The sequence below is a fragment of the Chitinophaga vietnamensis genome (assembly GCF_902167635.1).
In the GTDB taxonomy this organism is placed as follows: domain Bacteria; phylum Bacteroidota; class Bacteroidia; order Chitinophagales; family Chitinophagaceae; genus Chitinophaga; species Chitinophaga vietnamensis.
Map to the genome: position 1 here is coordinate 722,109 of NZ_CABHMS010000002.1, position 18,667 is coordinate 740,775.

The following is an 18,667-nucleotide window of genomic DNA, read 5'->3' on the forward strand; positions in this document are numbered from 1 at the left end:
AAGCATATGGGAAACAATTCCCAGGAAGCTACTTTCGATCTGAGGAAACTGCTGGACCGCCTCATGCGCTCCTGGTACTGGTTCCTGCTCAGCGTAGTGCTCACCTGCACCCTGGGATGGATCTACCTCCGGTATGCCACGCCAAGCTATAAGATCAACGCGAAGATATTGGTGGAAGATAAACAGAAAGGCGTAGATATTCCCGGCGCAGAGATACTGCAACAGATGGAAGCGTTCAACAGCAAAAGCAGCGTAGATAATGAACTCGAGATCGTGAACTCCCGCTCTCTCATGGAGAAAGTAGTGAGAGATCAACAGCTCAATATCCGCTACCTGGTAGATGGCCGCCTCAAAAAAACAGAACTGTATGGCAAAGTGCCTTTCACGATGAAATGGCTCATGCAGGCCGACAGTCTCAAAATGATGAACTATGTGCTCAAGCCCGCAGGCGCCGACAGCTTCCTGCTCAGCAACCAGGACTGGAGCCGCAAAGCCGCCTGGAATGATACGCTGCAATTGCATGAAGGCCTGGTGCAGATGATCCGCAACACAGCTTACCCGATGGAAAGCAACGATTATACGATCGAAGTGAATTCCATTGATAAAACGGTAGTAGACTATCAACGCCAGCTCGATGCCGGTATTCCTAATAAACTGGTGAGCACCATCGATCTTACCTTGTCGGCAGATATTCCCCGCAAAGGTGAAACAGTGCTCAACAAGCTCATTGAAGCCTACCTGCGTGCCAGCGTGGAAGACAAGAACCGTATTGCCGACAGCACCATCGCATTCATCGACAACCGCCTCGTGATCGTGACCAGTGAGCTGTCGGGCGTGGAAAAGAATATTCAGCGCTTCAAGGAAGCCAATGAGCTGGCCGATCTTGGCGAACAGTCGAAACTATTGGTATCCGGTACCGGCGACTTCCGCAAGCAGCTGATAGACCAGCAGGTGAAGCTCAATGTGGTGCAATCGCTGGAGCAATATGTGAAAGATGAGAAGAATAACAAACGGGTGGTGCCTTCCGCTATCGTGGTGCAGGACCCGACCTTTGTGAGCATCGTAGAAAAATACAACACCTTGCAGCTGGAACGTGAGCGCCTGCTCATGTCAAGCACAGAAAACAACCCGGCGGTACGCAATATCGACGGGCAGCTGGCGGGCCTGCGCAATGACCTGATCAGTAACCTGGGCACCTTCAAAAGAGGGATCGAGGTGAGCATCCAGGAGCTGGAACGCAATGCCGGCACGCTTACGCAGAAGATCAGGCAGGTGCCTTCTACGGAACGTGTATTCCTCGATTTCTCCCGCCAGCAGGCCATCAAGCAGGAACTGTATCTCTACCTGCTGAAAAAGCGCGAGGAATCAGCGATCTCCAAATCTTCCAACCTGGCTATCGCCCGGGTAATAGATGCAGCGAAAAGTGATCCCAAACCGTTTAAACCCAAGGGTTTGTTTATCTATCTGATCGCCTTTATCTTTGGCATGGGGATACCGGCAGGTATCTTCTACCTGGGCGATGTGCTCAACAGAAGGATCAACAGGAAGGAAGATATCACCGGTCTTACGCCGGTACCCGTATTGGCAGAGATCGGGCATAAGCAGGACGACGATATCCTGGTGGTGAGAAAGGACGTACGAAGCCCCATAGTAGAGCAGTTCAGGGCCTTGCGCACCAACCTGCAATTCATTATGACCAGTCAACAGGAAAAGGTAATAGTACTTACTTCCAGCATGAGCGGTGAAGGTAAGTCCTTTGTGGCCACCAACCTGGCCGCTGTACTGGCCCTGTCGGGCAAGAAAGTGCTGCTGATGGAAATGGACCTTCGCAAACCGAAAATATCGGAGAAGCTGGGACTGAGCAACCACACGGGTTTCAGCACCTATGCGATCGGCAAATCACCGCTCGAAACAGTGATCAAACCCTCAGGCATACACGAAAACTGCTGGCTGCTCTCGTCCGGGCCTATACCACCCAATCCGGCGGAACTGCTGCTCCTCGAAAATACCGGCCTGCTCTTTGCTGAACTCCGCAAACAATTTGATTACATCATCGTGGATACCGCGCCGGTAGGACTGGTAACAGATGCGCAGTTGCTCGGCAGGTTCGCAGATGCCACCCTCTATCTCATGCGCCAGAACTACACCTTCAAGGAACAGGTGAAACTTACCAGGGAACTGTTCCTCCACAAGAAGATGCCGCGCATGAACCTCGTGATCAACGACGTGAAAATGGGCGCCAATGGCTACGGTTACGGATATGGCGGCTACGGTTACGGCTATACGGAAGATGAAGAAGTAAAAGGGATCAGGAAATTGAAAAAAGTATTCAGTAAATAATTATCTATAAAAGAAAACACTATGAACCAGGATATCAGAATCGGCGTTATCGGTCTGGGTTATGTGGGATTGCCACTGGCAGTGGAATTTGCCAAAAAGTACAAGGTGATCGGCTTTGATATTAATGCAGCAAGGGTACAGGAACTCAATGCCGGCAATGACCATACCCTTGAGGTGGCGCCGGCAGACCTGCAGGCCGTGCTCACGCCCGATTGTACCACTCCCACAGGATTGTTTTGTACCAACGAACTGGAGAAAATCGCATCCTGCACTTATTACATCGTTACAGTGCCTACGCCGGTAGACAAGAACAACCGTCCCGACCTCACGCCGCTGTTCAAGGCCAGCGAAACAGTAGGTAAAGTGCTGAAGAAAGGAGATATCGTGATCTACGAATCCACCGTATATCCCGGTGTAACAGAAGATGAGTGCGTGCCTGTACTGGAGCGCGTTTCAGGCCTGGTGTTCAATAAAGATTTTTTTGCCGGCTATTCTCCCGAACGTATCAATCCGGGCGACAAGGAGCATACGGTAGCCAAAATATTGAAAGTGACTTCCGGTTCCACACCGGCTGTAGCAGAAAAGGTGGACCAGTTGTACCGCGCTGTGATCACTGCCGGCACGCATAAAGCCACCTCTATCAAGGTAGCGGAAGCTGCAAAGGTGATCGAGAATGCACAGCGTGATATCAACATCGCATTTGTAAATGAGCTCGCAAAAATATTCAACCGCCTCGGTATCGACACCGATGAAGTGTTGCAGGCAGCAGGCACCAAATGGAACTTCCTGAAGTTCAGGCCGGGGCTCGTTGGCGGCCACTGCATCGGCGTGGACCCTTACTACCTCGCGCAAAAGGCACAGGAAGCCGGCTATCATCCCGAGATCATTCTGGCAGGAAGAAGGCTGAACGATGGCATGGGCGCTTATATCGCGCAGGAAGTGATCAAGCTGATGGTGAAGAAGGATATCCCCGTGAAAGGCGCGAAAATACTGGTGCTGGGCATCACCTTCAAAGAAAATTGCCCCGATGTGCGCAACACCAAAGTAGTAGATATCCTCAACACGCTCAAAGATTACGACACCAATATCACCGTATACGATCCATGGGCGGCGCCGGAAGAAGTAGCGCACGAATATGGCTGGAAGTCGCAGCAGGAGCTCAACACCGTTTGTGATTTTGATGCGGTGATACTGGCAGTATCCCACCGCGAGTTCGCGGAGTTGAACATCAACAAGCTGTGTAAGAACCGTGCAGTGATATACGACGTGAAAGGCTTGCTGCCCAAGGAACTGGCAGATGCGCGCCTGTAAAATTTTTTCTGATCTATCAAAAGTGTTTATGTACGAAAAACCATATCATATCGAAAACACCCTCAGCCAGTCTGCCTTCCTCATTACGGGAGGCGCTGGCTTTATCGGGTCCAATATCGTGGAGTACCTGCTGAAGTATGGTGCGCGCAAAGTGCGTGTGCTGGACAATTTCAGCACTGGCAGCCAGGAGAACCTGTTGCCTTTCGCCGAGCACCCTGCCTTTGAGCTGATGACCGGCGATATCCGCAACCTGGACGATTGCCGCAAGGCGGTGGAGGGGATGGACTACGTATCACACCAGGCCGCACTCGGCTCGGTGCCGCGCTCCATCAACGATCCTATCACCAGCAACGATGTGAATGTAAGTGGTCATCTGAATATGCTGGTAGCCGCCAGGGATGCGGGCGTGAAACGCTTCGTATATGCGGCCAGCTCCAGCACCTATGGCGATCATCCGGGACTGCCGAAAGTGGAAGACAAGATCGGCAATCCTTTGTCGCCCTACGCTATCACCAAGTTTGTGAACGAACTGTATGGCAGCGTGTTTTCACGCACCTATGGTTTCCATACGATCGGGCTGCGTTATTTCAACGTGTTCGGCCCGCGCCAGAACCCGCGCGGCCCTTATGCAGCGGTGATCCCGCTGTTCATCGAATCTGCATTGAAAGGAGAGGCGCCCTTCATCAATGGCGACGGCGAAACCAGCCGCGATTTCACCTTCGTGGAGAATGCCGTGCAGGCCAATATCCGTGCGATGCTGGCCGCAGGTATCAGCCAACATGAAGTGATCAATATCGCCTTCGGCGAACGTACCACGCTGAACCAGCTGTGGCAGCGCATTTCGGAGCTGGCCGGCATCAGCCTGCCGCCGAATTACCGCGAAGAACGCGCCGGCGATGTGCGGCACAGCCTCGCTGATATCAGCAAGGCCCACGCACTCATCGCATATACACCTGAATTTTCTGTATTGGCAGGACTCAAAGTAACAGTGGCCTGGTACGCGGCCAACCAGCCGCATAGCAAAGCAATATGACCCGGTAGCAGCAGCTATTGAAAAACCTTTTATGAGCATCACCATATCAAAGCTACGACGCAAGTGGATAGACACTGCCGTGAAATACCGGCTGCGCGCCAGAAAAGACATACAGGTCCTTCTCGGCGAAAATATCCGCTTTGTAGACCGCCCCATCATTAAACTGGTGAAGGGCACCCGGCTGCATATCGGCAAAAATGTGGTCATCAACTCCGACCGTATCGGCTACCACCTCAACATGAACGCTCCCTGCAAACTCTTGCTGGACAGGGCCGGCGGCGAAATACATATCGGCGATAATACCCGCATACACGGTTCCTGCCTGCATGCTTTTCAAAAGATCACCATCGGCAGGAACTGCCTCATCGCGGCCAACTCACAGATCATGGACGGCAACGGCCATGACCTTTCCTTCCCGGATGTGAGCCAGCGCATACATACCCGCGGTAGCGTGAAACCCGTTACCATCGCGGATAACGTATGGATCGGCACCAACGTGGTCGTGCTCCCCGGCGTCACCATCGGCGAAGGCAGCGTGATCTCCGCCAACAGTGTAGTACATAAAGACATCCCACCAATGTGCGTTGCCGGCGGCAACCCCGCAAAGGTGATCAAACAATATTGACCGTGAAGCGATTTTCGAAAGAACAAACTACATTGATCAGGAACTTCGGCGCGCTCTCCGTGCTGCAGGGGCTCAACATGGTGCTGCCACTGGTAACGCTGCCCTATGTGCTGCGCGTATTCGGCGCGGAGAAGTATGGCATCATCGTGCTGGCAAACTCCCTGCTGGCTTACTTCCAGAGCTTTACGGATTTCAGCTTCAATATCACCGCCACAAGGGATGTGGCCGTACACCGCCACAGTAACCGCGCGCTGAGCCTCATCTACAGCCGCGTGCTCTCCACCAAAGGAGTGCTGGTACTGGCGTCGCTGTTGCTGTTCCTGCCGGTAGTGATACTGGTGCCGCAGTTTGCAGATAACAAGATCGTGTTCCTGCTCACGTTTCCGGCACTGGCAGGTTATGCGTTGTTCCCGGAATGGTTTTTCCAGGGAATGGAAGAGATGAAATACATCACCATCCTCTCTGCCTGTATCAAGATCTTCTTTACCATTTGCATATTCGTTTTTATCCGCCACCAGCAAGACTTTTACTGGTACCCGCTGTTCAATGCGCTGGGCTATATCGGCGCAGGATTGTTTGCACAATACCTGCTCATCAGCCGTTACGGCCTGCGTTTTTCGTTCATCGGCTTCAAACGTATATGGCGGGTGCTGAAAGCCAATTTCAACATCTTTATCAACCAATTTCTTCCCAATCTGTACAACAACACCACTACTTTCCTGCTGGGCATTCTTACCGGCAATGCGGTAGTAGGGGTGTACGGCGCGGCCAAGAGCCTGATAGAGGCGGCCAACACTTTTATCAGTATCCTTTCCCGCGTCTTCTTTCCCTTTCTCAATAGGAATGGCGGGGCTTTCGACAAGTTCAAGAAACTGATGCTCAGCACCGGCTTCGTGCTGTTTGTGGGCATCTGTGCACTGTCGAAGCCCATCACCATCATCTTCCACCTGAAAGGGGAGCACGCGGTGTGGATGCTCTGCATCATGGCGCTGAGCGTGCCTTTCATGGCGATGTACTATTGCTATGGCACCAATTATTTTATTGTAAAACGGCAAGACAGGCTGGTGATGAAGAACACCATCTATTCGTCCATCGCGGGCTTTGTGATGGCCTTCCCGCTGATCCTGCTGTCGGCCGGCGTAGGCGCCGCGCTTAACCTCGCCACCGCAAGGGGCATGATGGGCGTAGGGCTATGGTGGAAATATAAAACACAGCAACGATGAAACTAGGCATACATCACACTCCCGGCTCTTTCAGCGAACGCTGGATCGCTTATTGCGAGGCCAACGGTGTCGCCTATACGAAAGTAGACTGCTACCGTTCGGATATTTTGCAGCAGCTGACCGACTGTGACGCGCTGCTCTGGCATTGGCATCATGCTGATCCCAAAGCCATCCTGTTTGCCCGCCAGCTCATCTATTCGCTGGAAGCGGCAGGCAAGAAGGTATTCCCCGACAGCCGCACCTGCTGGCATTTCGACGATAAGGTAGGGCAGAAGTATCTCGCCGAAGCGCTCGGCGCACCACTGGTGCCTTCCTTCGTTTTCTACGATCGTCGCGAAGCGCTGCAATGGATCGATACGGCTACTTTCCCTAAAGTATTCAAACTGCGCGGCGGCGCCGGCTCTTCCAATGTGAAGCTGGTACGCTCCGCAGCGGCGGCGCGCAAGCTGGCCAGAAAAGCCTTCGGACGCGGATTTGCGGCCCACGACCGTTTCAACCGTTTCAAAGATGCGGTTTGGCGGCTGAAACGTGATAAAAGTGCGGCCGCCGTCCTCGGCCTCTTCAAAGGCATCGGGCGTATCCTGATGCCCACGGCCTACGAAAAAATGCATGGCCGCGAAAAAGGATACCTCTATTTCCAGGAATTTATGAAGGCCAACGATTACGATACGCGTATCATCGCCATCAACGGCAAAGCCTTTGCCATCCGGCGTTACAACCGGGAAGGCGATTTCCGCGCATCCGGCAGCGGCCTTATAAAATATGAAAAAGAACTGTTCGATGAACGTTGCCTGCGCATCACCTTCGACCTCGCCGCAAAGTTGCAGTCGCAATGCCTCGCGCTCGATTTCATCTACAACGAACAACAGGAACCGCTCATCGTGGAAATGAGCTATGGCTTCGCCATCAAAGTGTATGATGCCTGTCCGGGCTACTGGGATACTGACCTGCACTGGCATGAAGGCCCCTTCGTGCCCCAGCACTTTATGCTGGAAGCCCTGCTGGAAGAAAAATCTGTGAATAAAATGATTGCTGTATGAAACCATTACCGGTAAAGATATTGGTGTCGATGTTCATCCTCAGCCTGCTCTTCCTCAACAAAGAGTGGCTGGTGATCTATGGTTGGGGTATCTCCGTGCTGATGTATTTCGCCTTCTTCCTCGACTTGCATAAACTGAAACATTTTGATTTCAGTGCAGACGTGCATGCTTACCGTCTCTTCTTCCTGGCCATGCTGGCCCTGTTGTCGGTGATATGGTCGCCGGATGGAGAGGCTACCCTGCAGCACACACTCGTGCTTTTCATTACCGTGATCAATAGTTTTGTCCTGTACTATTTCATTGTGCGTTACCAGCTCTTTAAGCTGGTGGTGGCATTGGTGCTGGTGTATTCGTTCATCAACTATTCACTGGCGGTAGGATTGCCTTTCTTCGGCTTCCTGGAAAACCACGACGAAGAGGTGACCCGCTTTATCGGCACGGAATTGAATCCGAACTATCTCGCTATCATGCTCATCTTTTCCATTTTCCTCAGCTTGCTAGAATTTCAGCACAAGCGCCTGAAAAGTGGATGGGCAAAGGGTTTGCACGTAGTCAATATCTTGCTGGCATTATATACCATCTTCCTCACCGCCTCCCGTAAAGGAATTGCTTTTGGTTTGCTGCTGATCGTGTTTTACTTCCTCTTCAATTTCAAACGGCTGATGGGCTCTTTTAAAACGGTGTTGCTGGTAGCGGCAGGCGTGCTGCTGGTATTGTTATTTGTGAAGATCGATTTCATCACCGATAACATAGCGCCGGCCTTTGAGCGCATCGGCAGGATGTTTTCGACGATTGGCGGTAAAGACAGCGAAGGCAGTACGGAAGAACGTGTGAAATTTATCCGTGAAGGATGGGAGCATTTCACCGCCAGCCCTTTGATCGGCTATGGCGCCGCGAGCTTCAAATACTACTATCATTTCTATGCGCATAATAATTATATAGAACTCTTGTTCGGCGTGGGTTTCCTCGGGCCGATCATCTATTACAGCATTCATCTTTCTATCCTCCGGAAATTGTGGAAGTACCGCACAGGTATCTTCCTCAGCGCTTTCCTTTTTATCCTCATGCTCATGGATATGGGGCTGGTGGCCTATTACGACAAACGCATCATGCTCATGCTACTGGTGATCATCATCATGGCAGAGCAGAAGATCAGGGAGAAACAACTGGCAGAAAGTTTTGAGATGTTCCCGGTAAGCATGAACTAAACACCATCAAACATGAAGAAGAAGATCGTTTTTATATTACCCAGTTTAAAAGGGGGAGGAGCGGAGAAGGTGGTGATGAACATCATCAATTCGCTGGATGAGCAGCGCTTTGAGATCATCGTGGTGGTGATCTGCCCGGCGTATGATTACCTTGAGCTGATCACCAACAAGATCAAACTGGTGAAGCTGAACAAGCCCAATACGCGCTCGGGCACGCGTGATATTTACAAAGTGCTCAAAGAGATACAACCTGATATTGTTTTCACCACCCTTAATCATATCAGCATCATTACCATCCTGGTGCGCAAGCTGAGTGGCGGCAAATACACGAGCATCGTGCGTTTGCCGACCCTGCCCAGCAACAATCTCGGAGCCGGTATGAAAGGCAGGATCGAACGTTTCCTGAACAGGCATGTGCTCAAGCATGCGCATCATGTGATCGCACAAACCTCCCGGATGAAATCGGAAGCGGAGCTATACTACAATATCCCCGCGAAGAAAGTGCGACATATCCCGAATGTGATCAACCAGCAGCAGGTGGAAACACTGAGCCGTGAGCTGATCAATGTATTCGATCATGAACATTTCAATATTGTGGCGGCAGGCACGCTGTATTCGATGAAAGGTTTCGACATCCTGATCACCGCAATGGCCCGCGTGGTCAAAGCCATGCCCCTGGCGCGTTTGCATATATTAGGCAAAGAGAATATGGAACAGGGCTATGCGGCTGTATTACGTAACCTGGTTGCGCAGCATCAGCTCGGGGATCATGTATTGTTCCATGGCTTCAAAGCTAATCCATATCCTTATTTCAGGGAGGCGGATCTTTTTGTACTGCCTTCGCGCAAGGAGGGGTTCCCGAATGTAGTGCTGGAAGCGCTGCTGCTGGGCACGCCGGTAGTGGCGACAGATTGCGTGGATTTTAAAGGCGTGATCAACGAAGGGGTGAACGGTCATGTGGTGCCGGTGGAAGATGAACATGCGCTGGCCACCGCCATCCTGAAAGCGCGGCATTTATCGCGCGAGAAATTGGCCGTAGAGAATTTCGATTATTCATCATTTTTTATGTCAGTGTGAGGTATGAACAACCGTAAGATATTATTTGTGATCAACAGTTTGGGATACGGTGGCGCAGAAAGCCAGCTGCTGGGCATCATGCCCGCTTTCCTGGAGCAGGGCTACCAGGTGTCGCTGGTAACGATTACGCGGGAGCTGAGCCTGGCGGGCCGTATCGACCCGCGGGTGAAACATTTCAACCTGGCGGCCGGCGGACTGACCTCCATCGTGAAAGTGTTTCGCCGCTTGTTGAAGATTGTGAGAACGGAAGCGCCGGATATTGTGCATAGCCACCTGTTCCAGGCCAACCTGCTGAGCCGGGTGATCAAGCTGCGCTTCCCGAAAGTGCGGGTGATCAATACCACGCATTGCAATTATAACCTGGCTACCCGCCGTTACAATCCATATCTCATCTATCGCCTCACGCAGCGCTGGGTGGATTTTCATACAGCCGTGTCCGTGCCCGCACTGGAAGCCTTGAACAAACAACACAGTATCGGCGCCGCACGTTCCGCCATTGTATACAATGCGATTGATATCAGCCAGTTTGCGCCGCCGGCCCAAAAGCCCGCCGGTGAAGTGTTCCGCTGGATAGCGGTAGGCCGCCTCATCGAGCTGAAAGACTACAAAAACCTGTTCGATGCCCTGCAATTGCTGTTGCCTCTGAACGTGAATTTTACGGTCGATATCGCCGGCGATGGAGAACTGAAGCATGAATTGAAAGCACAGGTAGAACTGGCCGGCCTGAGCCGCCATGTTAATTTCCTGGGCATCGTGAAAAATATTCCCGGCTTGCTGACTAACTATCACGCCTATGTGATTTCGTCGCGCAGCGAAGGCCTGCCGATGGCCTTGCTGGAAGCCATGTCTGCCGCATTGCCGGTAACCGGCACTGATGTTGGGGAGATCAGGTATATCGTGGAAGATGCCGGCGGCGGCAACATCGTGCCCGCCCGCGACCCGGTGGCGCTGTCTGCCGCCATGCTGCAAATGATGAAAATGGACAAAGGCCAGCTGGCCGCCCTGGGCCAGCGCAACGCGGACTTTGTACGTAATAATTTCGAGAAATCCATGATCGTAAAAACATGGGAAGCTATCTATGAAAATAACATGTCATGAGTAAACAGGAAAACATCTATAAGGCCTTGCCCAATTTCCTGCAAAACGGATTGGTCACCTTATTCGATTACCTCCAATACCGCAAGCGGCATGGTGGTAATTACAAGAAATGGTATGCCTGGTATTTTCATGCGAGGGGCCTGTCGCCCGAAGCGCTGAAAGCCCGCCAGTGGAAGCTCTTGCAGGAAACCGTGCAGGATGCGCGCGAAAAATCTCCCTATTATAAAAAAATATTGCAAGGCATCCCCGAGAAATTTTCTCTTGAAGAATTTAAACAGATACCCATACAATCTAAAGAAGATATCCGGTCAAACATAGATGATATTTATACCATTCCCGCCGCAGGCGCGATCCTTTCCAAAACAGGCGGCACCACGGGAAAGTCGCTACAGGTAAGGTATACGCATGATGATATGCAACATCGCTTCGCCCTGCTCGATTTTTTCCGTGCGGATTATGGCTATGCGCTGGGCGATAAAGTCGCCTGGTTCAGCGGTAAGTCCTTGCTCACCCCGCGCGATGAAGCAAAGCACCGCTACTGGAAATACGACTGGCTCTACAAGATCCGGTATTATTCTACCATGCACATCAGTCATCATACCATCAAGCACTATATCGATGACCTGAATCGTTTCCGGCCTTTGTTTGCCGTAGGCTTTCCTTCGTGTATGTACGAGATCGCCAAATGGGGACTGGCCAATAACTATCCGCTGAAATACCGCATGCGCGCCATTTTCCCGACGGCGGAAACTATCGTGGAAAGTGAAAAGCAAGTGATAGAAGCCTACTTCGGCGCTTTCACGGTGAATCAATATGCATCTTCCGAAGGGGCGCCCTTTATCCTCGAATGCAAAAATGGCAACCTGCACATGGAGCTGCTCAGCGGTTATTTTGAAGTGCTCGATGCCGATGGTAAAGATGCGCAGGAAGGCGAACTGGTAGTCACTTCTTTTACCACGCATGGCACGCCTTTGATACGCTATGCTATCAAAGACCGCATCCGCCTGTCGGATGCCGTATGCGGCTGCGGCAACCACAACCCGCTGGTAGCGCAGATCCAGGGCCGCATCAACGATTTCGTGTATTCGGAAGAGAGAGGAAAGATCAACCTCGGCAATCTCTCCAATTGCGTGAAGAAAGTGCAGGGCGTGGTGAAATTCCAGGTGATACAGGATACCAAAGAGGCCATCCTCGTGAAAGTGGTGAAAGACAAGATATATGCGGAGAAAGATGAACAATATTTCCGGCATGAACTGCGGGAAAGACTGGGAGAGCGGATCAGGATTGATTTTAGTTATGTAGAAGATATACCGCGCGAGAACAGCGGTAAATACAGGATCGTAAAGCAGAATATCGTTTTATAACATTTTAAAATGAATGATATGTACAGGCAATTCTGGATCAGCGCAGTGCTGACATGTGCAGTGTATATCGGCTGCGAAGCGCAGCAGGCATTCAACTACAGGAAAATACCTGCGGGCTATATCAGTAAATCCGGGCTGGACGCTTATCGCAAGGAGGCCGACGGGATCGCAGCTACGGCTTTCGACCTCACCAGCGCCTTGCCGCAAGGCTATGTGAAAGATGGCAGCGTGGACTATACCGATCAGCTGCAAACGGCATTGAGCGCGCATACCAACGTAGTGATGCCCGATTTTCCGGTGATGGTGAACGACAAAGGCCTGCAACTGAAAAGCAATAGCAACGTGGTGTTTCGGCCACACTCAGCCATCATATTACAGCCCACTGATAAAAAGAAATACGCCATCCTCAGCATCCGCGAAGCCGATAATGTGAAGGTTTATTTTCCGGTAATCACCGGCGACCGCGACCAACACAAGGGCAGCGAAGGCGAGTGGGGCATGGGCATCGATATTCGTTCAGCCAACAACGTTACCCTTGTAAACCCGGTGGTATCCAAATGTTGGGGCGATGGTATCTGCATCGGGCAGTCGGTGAAAACAAAGGTACCCAACAATATCAGCATCTATAATGCTGTAGTGGATTACAACCGCCGCAACGGTATCACCGTGGGCTGCGTGAAAGGACTGAAGATCGTGAAACCAGTAGTGGCCAACACTTCCGGCACCTTGCCCATGAGCGGCATCGACATAGAGCCGAATGGCAGTTGGGAGATGATCGATGATGTGCTGATCGATCAGCCGCTCACTTTCAACAATGCCAAATGCGGGATCGTGATTGGCCTGAGCCGCCTGCCCGGCGCGCAACCCAAGGATGTGAACATTACCATCAACAAGCATATGGATGACGGATCCAATGTAGGCTTCTGGATGGGCGGTACGGATGCTTCCTATGCGCAGGGCCTCGTGCCGCTGAAAGGCAGCATACAGGTGATCGATCCTGTCTGGAAAAATAATGCCACTCCATTCAGGGGAGCTAAAACATATGATTTTGCGCCGGTGAGCAAGTTTAAGAACATATCCATCATGAAAGCCGGTAGCAACAACGAAGTAGAAAAACTGAAACGGCAGCAATCGAACAAGAAGAATCTGGAGATCGAATAGCCGGGATAAATTTTAACCATATCTGTATGAAACTGTTTATTGTAGTGAACGTGGACTGGTTCTTCCTGTCGCACCGCCTCCCTGTGGCGTTAGCGGCGAAAGCGGCCGGCTACGATGTGACCATTGTTACCTGTGATACCGGCAGGGCCGATGATATCCGGCGGCATGGCCTGGGCTTTATTCATGTGCCCTTTGAACGCTCTGGTACCAACATGAAACACGAAATGCGCTGTTTGCGTATCTTGTACCGGCTTTACAAGCGCCATCAGCCGGATGTGCTGCATCATGTCACCATCAAGGTGGCTTTATATGGCAGCATCGCTGCGCGGCTCACCCGCATGAAAGGCATTGTGAATGCGATCAGCGGCCTGGGATATAATTTCACCGGCGGCCGGAAAGGCATCACACAGAAAGTGTTGATGTCTATGATGCGCTTCGGGTTCAAGGGAGGCAACCGTCATTTTATTTTTCAGAATGAAGATGATGTGAATGTGTTCAAATCTTTGCGTATTGTTCGGGATGAAGATGTAACGCTGATCAAAGGCTCGGGCGTGGACTTACAGGAATTTACCTTCGACGGCAAACCTGTTCCCAACGGGCGTATCAAGGTAGTGTTGCCGGCGCGTATGCTGCGCGACAAAGGCGTGATGGAATTTATCAATGCCGCCAAGCTGCTGAAGCCGGAGCTGATTGGCAAGGCGGTGTTCATTCTCGCCGGCGATGTTGATCATGAGAACCTGGCAGCGATATCTGCACAGGAGCTGGGAGAGCTTACAGACGGCGACTATATCAAGTGGATCGGCTATCAGAAAAATGTGCAAGCCCTGCTCAAAGAATGCGATCTGGTGGTATTGCCATCCTATCGTGAAGGGCTGCCCAAATCATTGATAGAAGCCGCTGCTGTGGGGCGCCCGATCGTTACCACCGATGTGCCGGGCTGCCGCGAATGCGTAGTGCCGGAATATAATGGCCTGCTGGTGCCGGCCCGCGATGAGCAAGCTCTTGCGGATGCCATGTACCGCCTCATCAGCAATGAAGGGATGCGCGTGGCCATGGGCGCCAATTCCCGCAAATTGGCGGAACGTGAGTTCGGGGTAGACCAGGTGATCGCTAAAACTTTACATATCTATAAATCACTGGCAAAAGTATCATAAATGAAAGTACTCATCAGCGGATATAGCGGCTTCGTAGGAAGCAACCTGCTGCGTTATATGCAGGACAAATGGGAAGTGCATGGCCTTTCCCGTAATGGCAATGGCACAGCGGGCCTGCATGCACAGGTAAGCTGGGAGCGGCTGTTGCCCGATGACCTGCAATCCGTAGATGCCGTAATACATCTCGCGGGCAAAGCGCATGATGTGAAAAACGCCAGCGACCCCGCGGCTTATTTTGAGACCAATACCAAACTCAGTCAGCGCCTCTTCGATCTCTTTCTCGAAAGCCCGGCGAAATGCTTCATTTACTTCAGCAGTGTGAAAGCCGCGGCAGACAGGGTAAGCGGCGAACTCACAGAAGAGGTGAAGCCGGATCCGCAAACGCCATATGGGCAATCAAAGCAACTCGCAGAAGCGTATATGCTTGGCCGTGAGTTGCCTCCCGGGAAAGCGCTGTATATCATCCGGCCCTGTATGATCCATGGGCCGGGTAATAAAGGCAACCTCAACCTGCTGTACCAGTTTGTAAACAAAGGCATCCCGTATCCCTTGGCGGCCTTCGATAACAAACGGTCTTTTCTCTCGGTAGATAACCTCTGCTTCGTGATCGCGCAATTGCTGGAAGCTAATGGCAGCGTGCCTTCCGGCATCTACAATGTTGCCGACGATGACAGCGTGGCCACCAATGAACTGATCAATATCATCGCCGGCACTACGGGGAAGGGCATACGAAAATGGAACATTCCCCGTGGCATGGTAAAAGGCCTCGCTAAAATGGGAGATGTGCTGCGCCTGCCGCTCAATAGCAGCCGCCTGCAAAAGCTTACGGAAGACTATGTGGTTTCTAACCGGAAAATCAAACAAGCGCTGAAGATCGACCGGCTGCCGCTGGCCACTGCCGCGGGGCTGGCGCAAACGATCCGCAGCTTTCAACAGAAATAATTATGCTCTATCTGATCATTACATTGATACTGTTTGCGGGCCTGCAAGTGTATTTCAGGCTGGCCGATCGTTATAACATTATTGACAAACCCAATCAACGCAGCTCGCACACGGAGATCACCATCCGTGGCGGAGGCATCGTATTCCCGCTGTCGGCGCTGCTCTACGGCATCTTCTTTCACCAGGTTTCTATCTACATTATCATCGCTATCCTCCTCATCAGTTTGATCAGTTTGATAGATGATATCCGCAGCTTATCCAACAAAGTGCGTTTGCTGGTGCACCTCAGCGCCGTATTGCTGGTGCTGTACGGCCTCGGCGCCCTGCAACACTGGCCACTGTGGATGATTGCCGCAAGTTGTGTGCTCATCATCGGCGTGATCAATGCCTATAATTTTATGGATGGTATCAATGGCATCACCGGCGTTTATAGCCTGGTAGCACTGCTTAGTTTGTGGTACACTACTGTTTTCGTATATCCGTTCACGGATGTGAATTTCCTGATCTGTCCCGCCATTGCATCGATCATCTTTCTATACTATAATTTCAGGAAGAAGGCCAGGTGTTTCGCCGGAGATGTAGGCAGCGTAAGCCTCGGCTGCTGGATCGCCACTTTGATACTGATGCTGGTATGGCAAAGCGGCGATGTCAAATACCTGTTATTCCTCGCGGTATATGGGGTGGATACGGTGCTTACCATCCTGCACCGCCTCTTGCTGGGCCAGAATATTTTTGAGGCGCACCGCCTGCATTTCTACCAGATACTTGCCAACGAGCGCAAGACGCCGCATCGCTGGATCAGCGTGGGTTACGGCCTCCTGCAACTCTTTATCAACCTGCTGGTGATCTATGCGGGCTGGAATACGGTTGTCACTTTTGTGGTGATCTGCCTGCCGCTGGCTATCATCTATGCAGGTATGAAAAACAGGCTGATGACAAAAACAGTTGCATTATGAAGCAAGTAGTGATATATGGCGCGGGTGGCCACGCCAATGTGTTGGCCACTATGATCAAGGAGCAGGAAGGAGAGGTATGTTGTTTTTTTGATGATCAGGCGGGAGAAGGGGAGACGATGAAACCCTACGACCGGAGCATTTTCCCGCAGGCGGCCATGCTGATCGGGATTGGCAACAATACTGCGCGGCAGCGGCTGGCGGGGCATGTAGGACATGCCTTCGGTACGCTGATCGATAAGGATGCCAGTGTAGCCGTTGACGTGAGTCCGGGCGAAGGCACGGTGATCCTCGCCCGGGCTGTGGTGCAGGCCAATGTGAAACTGGGCCGCCATGTGATCATCAATGCAGGCGCCGTGGTAGACCATGACGTGGTGATAGAAGATTTTGTACACATTTCGCCCAACGCTTACATCGGCGGTGGCGCGCATATAGAAAAGGGAGTTGTTATCGGCGCAGGCGCGGTGGTGTCGCGGTTTGCAAGGGTGAAGGCCAATACGGTGGTGCCGCCGCTGACAGTGGTGTGATGACGGGAATTATTCAGATGTAATCTATTACAATGCATTTAACACATTGGGTGGTGGCATTGGGCTTGAGTTTTACCATGTCTTTCCTGAAAACCTATCCCGCAGCAGCGCAAGATATTCCATTGCAGAATCCTTCTATTGAAGGCTCGCCGAGGGCTGGTAATGTGCCGCCACCGTGGATCAGGGCGTATAAATCGCCCGATACGCAGCCCGGCTACTATGGTGTTACTTTGCCTGCATCCGAGGGCAGAACCTACGCAGGAGCCATCCATGGCCCTACCTGGCAGGAGGGCATCTCCCAGCAATTGTCTGTTCCCCTGAAGGCGGGTGTCAGTTACCAGCTTTCTTTTGATCTTGCTTTTCCCGCCAGGTACGATACACTGGCGATGTGCGCCGGTTCTATGGCCATCTACGGCAGTAACAGCCCTACGGAAAGAGGGGAGTTGCTGTGGCAGTCGGGCGCCTTCACGCATGAGCAATGGCAACGTTATACCGTTACGCTTCGTCCGGCTGCTACCTGGTCGTATATCCACTTCCAGCCTTATCTCGACGGGACTTGCGGTTACAGCCGCTACACGGCTTGTTTGCTGGATCATATTTCTCCTGTGATATCCGTGGCGCCTACCGTACAATTGCAGGTGCAGCTTACCTGTCGGGGCCGCAGCACCGGCAAAGTGCTGGCGGTGGCCAGCGGCGGACAGCCGCCCTATACCTATCAATGGTCGTATAACAAGGCCACCACGGCGGGTATCGACCAGCTTCCGGAAGGAGACTACACCGTTACCGTAACGACTGCTACCGGCGCCAGCGCCACCGTCGCCACTCACGTTAACGGTTACACGCTACAGGTAAGCACTGCTAACAAACCGCCATCCTGCCATGGCGATCAGGACGGCAGCATCACGCTAACGCCGATCAACGGTGTAGCGCCCTATCTGTATAAACAGGAGAAAGACCAGGTGTTTCAGTCCAGCCCCGTATTCAGCGCACTACGGGCAGGCGCCTACGAATTTCAGGTCCGCGATGCAGCGGCCTGTGAGAACCGTACTGGCAGCACCTTACAGGAACCTGATCGGCTATTGATACAACAGGTATTCACAAAAGATATCAGCTGCTCCGAATCCATCGACGGGAAAATTGCGGTGCAATTAACCGGCGGCACGCCGCCATACGCCTATAGCCTGGAACCAGGGCCCTGGCAGCCAGATAGTATATTCCAGCATCTCGAAAGCGGCAACTACCGCTTCCGTGTGAAAGATGTTAACAGCTGCAGTACAACAGGCAGCGCTTCCATTCAGCGCATCGGGCGGCAATGCGCCGTATACGTGCCCACGGCCTTCACACCCAACAATGATGGCCGCAATGACCTCTTCCGCGCAAAAGTAAACGATGATGTTACCGGTTATCGCCTCGCGGTGTATAGCCGCTGGGGACAACTCATATTCCAGACCAACAGCCCCGAACGCGGTTGGGACGGCACTTTCAAAGGAAGTCCCGCCGCCGCCGGCGCCTACGTATGGGTGCTCACCTACACCGACAGCCGGCAGCAGGCGCGCAAGCAAACGGGGAGTGTGGTGTTGTTGCGGTAAGCGAAGGTTGTCTGGCTCAGGA

At 52.2% G+C, this 18,667-nt stretch carries 16 protein-coding genes; all 16 read left to right on the forward strand.

Annotated elements, in window-relative coordinates; translation table 11 throughout:
- Positions 1-6 precede the first annotated feature (6 nt).
- The 16 genes from FPG75_RS07160 to FPG75_RS07235 are packed head-to-tail and all read left to right on the forward strand — an operon-like array spanning position 7 to position 18,645.
- Positions 7-2,340 (forward strand): GumC family protein, encoded by a 2,334-nt coding sequence (locus FPG75_RS07160; protein WP_161596707.1) that lies wholly within the window; start codon positions 7-9, stop codon positions 2,338-2,340.
- Positions 2,341-2,361: 21 nt separating this feature from the next.
- Entirely contained in the window at positions 2,362-3,651 is a 1,290-nt protein-coding gene (locus FPG75_RS07165; RefSeq protein ID WP_143306080.1) for a nucleotide sugar dehydrogenase, read from the forward strand.
- Positions 3,652-3,679: 28 nt separating this feature from the next.
- Entirely contained in the window at positions 3,680-4,684 is a 1,005-nt protein-coding gene (locus FPG75_RS07170) for an SDR family oxidoreductase (protein ID WP_143306081.1), read from the forward strand.
- Positions 4,685-4,715: 31 nt separating this feature from the next.
- Positions 4,716-5,309, forward strand: coding sequence for an acyltransferase (locus FPG75_RS07175; RefSeq protein WP_143306082.1), 594 nt, complete (start codon positions 4,716-4,718; stop codon positions 5,307-5,309).
- 2 nt (positions 5,310-5,311) lie between these two features.
- Positions 5,312-6,532 (forward strand): oligosaccharide flippase family protein, encoded by a 1,221-nt coding sequence (locus FPG75_RS07180; protein WP_143306083.1) that lies wholly within the window; start codon positions 5,312-5,314, stop codon positions 6,530-6,532.
- A complete protein-coding gene (locus FPG75_RS07185) occupies positions 6,529-7,572 on the forward strand; it encodes an ATP-grasp domain-containing protein (protein WP_143306084.1) in 1,044 nt (347 codons plus the stop codon). Before FPG75_RS07180 ends, FPG75_RS07185 begins: the two co-directional genes overlap by 4 nt.
- Positions 7,569-8,780, forward strand: coding sequence for an O-antigen ligase family protein (locus FPG75_RS07190; RefSeq protein WP_143306085.1), 1,212 nt, complete (start codon positions 7,569-7,571; stop codon positions 8,778-8,780). Before FPG75_RS07185 ends, FPG75_RS07190 begins: the two co-directional genes overlap by 4 nt.
- 12 nt (positions 8,781-8,792) lie before the next feature.
- Positions 8,793-9,857, forward strand: a complete 1,065-nt coding sequence (locus tag FPG75_RS07195; RefSeq protein ID WP_143306086.1) for a glycosyltransferase — start codon at positions 8,793-8,795, stop codon at positions 9,855-9,857.
- A 3-nt stretch (positions 9,858-9,860) separates the two neighbouring features.
- Complete coding sequence (locus tag FPG75_RS07200) at positions 9,861-10,955, forward strand: glycosyltransferase (protein ID WP_143306087.1); 1,095 nt, start codon at positions 9,861-9,863, stop codon at positions 10,953-10,955.
- Positions 10,952-12,319, forward strand: coding sequence for a phenylacetate--CoA ligase family protein (locus FPG75_RS07205; RefSeq protein WP_143306088.1), 1,368 nt, complete (start codon positions 10,952-10,954; stop codon positions 12,317-12,319). The genes FPG75_RS07200 and FPG75_RS07205 overlap by 4 nt, the downstream gene beginning before the upstream one ends.
- An 18-nt stretch (positions 12,320-12,337) precedes the next feature.
- Positions 12,338-13,480: a right-handed parallel beta-helix repeat-containing protein gene (locus FPG75_RS07210; protein ID WP_161596708.1), complete on the forward strand. Its 1,143-nt coding sequence runs from the start codon at positions 12,338-12,340 to the stop codon at positions 13,478-13,480.
- Positions 13,481-13,506: 26 nt separating this feature from the next.
- Positions 13,507-14,634: a glycosyltransferase family 4 protein gene (locus FPG75_RS07215; protein ID WP_201747902.1), complete on the forward strand. Its 1,128-nt coding sequence runs from the start codon at positions 13,507-13,509 to the stop codon at positions 14,632-14,634.
- A complete protein-coding gene (locus tag FPG75_RS07220; protein WP_143306091.1) occupies positions 14,635-15,576 on the forward strand; it encodes an NAD-dependent epimerase/dehydratase family protein in 942 nt (313 codons plus the stop codon).
- A 2-nt stretch (positions 15,577-15,578) separates the two neighbouring features.
- On the forward strand, positions 15,579-16,532 hold the full coding sequence (locus FPG75_RS07225) for an MraY family glycosyltransferase (protein ID WP_143306092.1): 954 nt from the start codon (positions 15,579-15,581) through the stop codon (positions 16,530-16,532).
- Positions 16,529-17,056 (forward strand): PglD-related sugar-binding protein, encoded by a 528-nt coding sequence (locus tag FPG75_RS07230; RefSeq protein WP_143306093.1) that lies wholly within the window; start codon positions 16,529-16,531, stop codon positions 17,054-17,056. Before FPG75_RS07225 ends, FPG75_RS07230 begins: the two co-directional genes overlap by 4 nt.
- A 32-nt stretch (positions 17,057-17,088) precedes the next feature.
- On the forward strand, positions 17,089-18,645 hold the full coding sequence (locus FPG75_RS07235; protein ID WP_143306094.1) for a T9SS type B sorting domain-containing protein: 1,557 nt from the start codon (positions 17,089-17,091) through the stop codon (positions 18,643-18,645).
- Positions 18,646-18,667 lie beyond the last annotated feature (22 nt).

Bases quoted from the DNA above. Each gene is read 5' to 3' on its own strand.
- FPG75_RS07160 (WP_161596707.1), top strand. From the start codon at position 7: ATGGGAAACAATTCCCAGGAAGCTACTTTCGATCTGAGGAAACTGCTG.
- FPG75_RS07165 (WP_143306080.1), top strand. From the start codon at position 2,362: ATGAACCAGGATATCAGAATCGGCGTTATCGGTCTGGGTTATGTGGGA.
- FPG75_RS07170 (WP_143306081.1), top strand. From the start codon at position 3,680: ATGTACGAAAAACCATATCATATCGAAAACACCCTCAGCCAGTCTGCC.
- FPG75_RS07175 (WP_143306082.1), top strand. From the start codon at position 4,716: ATGAGCATCACCATATCAAAGCTACGACGCAAGTGGATAGACACTGCC.
- FPG75_RS07185 (WP_143306084.1), top strand. From the start codon at position 6,529: ATGAAACTAGGCATACATCACACTCCCGGCTCTTTCAGCGAACGCTGG.
- FPG75_RS07190 (WP_143306085.1), top strand. From the start codon at position 7,569: ATGAAACCATTACCGGTAAAGATATTGGTGTCGATGTTCATCCTCAGC.
- FPG75_RS07195 (WP_143306086.1), top strand. From the start codon at position 8,793: ATGAAGAAGAAGATCGTTTTTATATTACCCAGTTTAAAAGGGGGAGGA.
- FPG75_RS07200 (WP_143306087.1), top strand. From the start codon at position 9,861: ATGAACAACCGTAAGATATTATTTGTGATCAACAGTTTGGGATACGGT.
- FPG75_RS07205 (WP_143306088.1), top strand. From the start codon at position 10,952: ATGAGTAAACAGGAAAACATCTATAAGGCCTTGCCCAATTTCCTGCAA.
- FPG75_RS07210 (WP_161596708.1), top strand. From the start codon at position 12,338: ATGTACAGGCAATTCTGGATCAGCGCAGTGCTGACATGTGCAGTGTAT.
- FPG75_RS07215 (WP_201747902.1), top strand. From the start codon at position 13,507: ATGAAACTGTTTATTGTAGTGAACGTGGACTGGTTCTTCCTGTCGCAC.
- FPG75_RS07220 (WP_143306091.1), top strand. From the start codon at position 14,635: ATGAAAGTACTCATCAGCGGATATAGCGGCTTCGTAGGAAGCAACCTG.
- FPG75_RS07225 (WP_143306092.1), top strand. From the start codon at position 15,579: ATGCTCTATCTGATCATTACATTGATACTGTTTGCGGGCCTGCAAGTG.
- FPG75_RS07230 (WP_143306093.1), top strand. From the start codon at position 16,529: ATGAAGCAAGTAGTGATATATGGCGCGGGTGGCCACGCCAATGTGTTG.
- FPG75_RS07235 (WP_143306094.1), top strand. From the start codon at position 17,089: ATGCATTTAACACATTGGGTGGTGGCATTGGGCTTGAGTTTTACCATG.